The 2660-nt window shown below is 69.9% G+C and carries 3 protein-coding genes; 2 read left to right on the top strand and 1 reads right to left on the bottom strand.

What is annotated here, in order from left to right; translation table 11 throughout:
• Positions 1–210: 210 nt before the first annotated feature.
• Entirely contained in the window at positions 211–570 is a 360-nt protein-coding gene (locus ACFWBY_RS25560) for a hypothetical protein (protein ID WP_385345250.1), read from the bottom strand.
• Positions 571–1619: 1049 nt separating this feature from the next.
• Between ACFWBY_RS25560 and ACFWBY_RS25555 the strand changes: the two genes are divergently transcribed.
• Both ACFWBY_RS25555 and ACFWBY_RS25550 read left to right on the top strand, forming a co-directional pair.
• Entirely contained in the window at positions 1620–1946 is a 327-nt protein-coding gene (locus ACFWBY_RS25555; RefSeq protein ID WP_385409709.1) for a MerR family transcriptional regulator, read from the top strand.
• 187 nt (positions 1947–2133) lie between these two features.
• Positions 2134–2544: a hypothetical protein gene (locus ACFWBY_RS25550; RefSeq protein WP_385409708.1), complete on the top strand. Its 411-nt coding sequence runs from the start codon at positions 2134–2136 to the stop codon at positions 2542–2544.
• The last annotated feature ends 116 nt before the right edge of the window (positions 2545–2660 follow it).

Genomic DNA, 2660 nt, shown 5'->3' with positions numbered 1-2660 from the left:
GTCGGGCGGGGGGCGGGGGGCCGCGGGCGCCGGGCGGCCGGGCGGCCGGGGGCGGGCCCCCCCCCGCCCCGGGCGGGGGCCCGCCCGGCCCCCCGCCGGGGGGCCCCTTCCGCGTACCCGCGCGTGTCTCCGCGCGGCGCCGGGTCGGTGGTCGCGGTAGCTGCCGGGTCAGTGGTCGGAGGTCAGTGCTCGGAGGTCAGTGCTCGGAGGTCAGTGGTCGGAGTAGCTGAAGTCCCCCACGGTCCAGGCGCTGACATCCGCGATCGAGACGCGGTACATCCCACCCGTCTCCGGGATCCCGACCGTGCCCTGGAGGATGCGGGCCACATGGAAGTGCAGATGGGTGGGCGGCCCGCCCCGGAGTGGCGTGGCCGTGAAGATGGCGGAGAACTCGCCGAGGCGAGCGGAGTCCGTCAGGACCTCCGACACCCGCTGCCTCCACACGGCTTCGGGAGCCAGTCGACCGGTAATGACAGCGCCACCGGTGACCACGGTCAGGGACATCTGATTGCTTTGCCCGGACTCCACCAGGGTGGCTACGTCAACGAGCAGCTCGTCAGGCTTCGACATGGGAGCCGATTCTATTCACGCGCCGTCCCGCCCGCTCCAGCGGCCGCGCCAGCGGGCGCGAAGGGCACTCGCCGTCCTGCCGCCGGAGGCCAGACGGGTGATCTCCGGCTCGTCCGTTCCCGGCCGGGCTGCGGCCGTCTCGCCCTCCTGACCTGCAGTGTCGTCCGCTCCGTACATCCTGATCCGACTGTGGACGGCTAGCTCCCCTCGGAGCGCACGAAAATCTATCGCGGCCGGAGTAGACATTGGCCGGTGGCGTAGCTATGGTTTCTCTCGTAGCCCAGAGAGACAGCAGGGCCCGGCAGAGACGAACTGCCGGGCAGCAGGACCCGCAAGTGCAGTTCGCAGGGCGGTGCGGTGGTGGAGTTCCGAAGCCAGGGTTGTTGCAGGACGGCGACGGGACTGACGACCGGACCGGGTGGCCCGCAGTCATCAGGGGCCGCCGTGAGCAGTACCGCAGTTGACGCAGTGGCAGTACCCGCAAGTGAAGTTCGCAGGACCCAGCAGTGAAGTCAGTGAGCAGCACCTTGGTGAAGGCGTCGGCTGCGGGCGCGCGCACCGGGAAGTTCGGCAGTGGGGTTCCAAGCCAGAGCAGGTGCACGATGGGCGACGGGGCTGGCTGCCGGAAGCGTGGCGCTGACACAGGCCACGGAGCAGTACGCATCACCCAGCAGTACGCATCACCCAGCAGTACGCATCACCCGGCAGTACGCATCACCAAGTAGTACGCATCACCCGGCAGTACGCAGTACGAGCAGTACGCAGTCCCCGTTTGGCAAGTAGTCGATCACGAGGGAAGAACGGAGGAGCCAGGCGCCATCAGGATCGCCCGGGCGGAAGTCCGAGCCCGGGTACCGCAGGACATCGATAGCGAGGTGGTCTCCGGTCGAGAACCGCGATCCCCGCACCCCCCGACAGCTTTCCGGTCGGGTCGGCGGAAACACAGGGTCGGCGCAGTACCAGGGCCGACAGATGGTGTAGTAGTTCCTTCGGGGCCCTGGTGCCGTACGGCACCAGGGCCCCTCCACGCGTTCCACGAGAGAGGTGCAATGACAGCAGACGACTCGTTCGGCCGTCTCGACGACGACGACTACCCCGCCTACACCATGGGCCGGGCCGCGGAAATGCTCGGCACCACCCAAGGCTTCCTCCGCGCCATCGGCGAAGCCCGCCTGATCACCCCGCTGCGCTCCGAGGGCGGCCACCGCCGCTACTCCCGCTACCAGCTGCGCATCGCCGCCCGCGCCCGCGAACTCGTCGACCAGGGCACCCCCATCGAAGCCGCCTGCCGCATCGTCATCCTCGAAGACCAGCTCGAGGAAGCCCAGCGCATCAACGCCGAATACCGCGCCGCAGCCGATTCCTCCGCTCCGTAGCCCCGGCCCGAGCCGGGTACGACCGGGCACGACGCACCGCAGGAGTCTCCCGACGCCGTCGCCGCGGCGGTCGAGCCGGCTTCAGGCCTCTGAGGTTGCGGCTCGAACGGTACGGACACGGCCGTCGACCGGGAGATGGACAATGGCGTGGCGTACCGGCCTGATGTCCAGCAACGGGGGTTTCCACATGACAGCTCAGCAGCCCGACGTGGTGGTCGACTGGACCAAGGGCGGCACGGCGATCCGGTGGAGCGGACCCGACGGGGACGTCGCCAAGCTGTGCGGGGTCCCCCCGGAGGCCGTCATGGCGTGGCGTGAGGGCGACGAGACGCTGGTCGTGGTGGTCGAGGCACTGGACTGCACGCCCTTCACCCCCTCGGACAACGCGGTGGTCTACCGGGCCGACGGCTCGGAGCGCATGCGTCTGCGCCCGCCGCGCGGCCTGGTGGGCAACCCGGACGACGTGCACGGTTTCGCCTCCGCCCACCCGCAGGACGGACGGCCGCTCATCGTGATGGCCACGCGTACGGGGGGCGATTTCCAGGGCCGCATCGACCTGGAGTCCGGTGAGGTCACGGAAACCAACACCTGGCGCTGAGGAACCGGCGGGGGGCGGGGGGGTATAAACACCCAGGCACCCCCCGGCGGGATCCAACGCGCAACACGGCGGACGCACACCACCACCACAACACGCGGGGTGTAGCGGCGGTGTGG

It is taken from the genome of Streptomyces sp. NPDC060049 (assembly GCF_042736715.1).
In the GTDB taxonomy this organism is placed as follows: Bacteria; Actinomycetota; Actinomycetes; order Streptomycetales; family Streptomycetaceae; genus Streptomyces.
Note: the sequence above shows the minus strand (reverse complement) of the source record. Positions and strands in the feature narration are given on the sequence as shown.

What these genes read in the sequence shown, in the direction of transcription:
- ACFWBY_RS25550 (WP_385409708.1), top strand. Translation starts at nt 2,134, where the DNA reads ATGACAGCTCAGCAGCCCGACGTGGTGGTCGACTGGACCAAGGGCGGC.
- ACFWBY_RS25560 (WP_385345250.1), bottom strand. Translation starts at nt 570, where the DNA reads ATGTCGAAGCCTGACGAGCTGCTCGTTGACGTAGCCACCCTGGTGGAG.
- ACFWBY_RS25555 (WP_385409709.1), top strand. Translation starts at nt 1,620, where the DNA reads ATGACAGCAGACGACTCGTTCGGCCGTCTCGACGACGACGACTACCCC.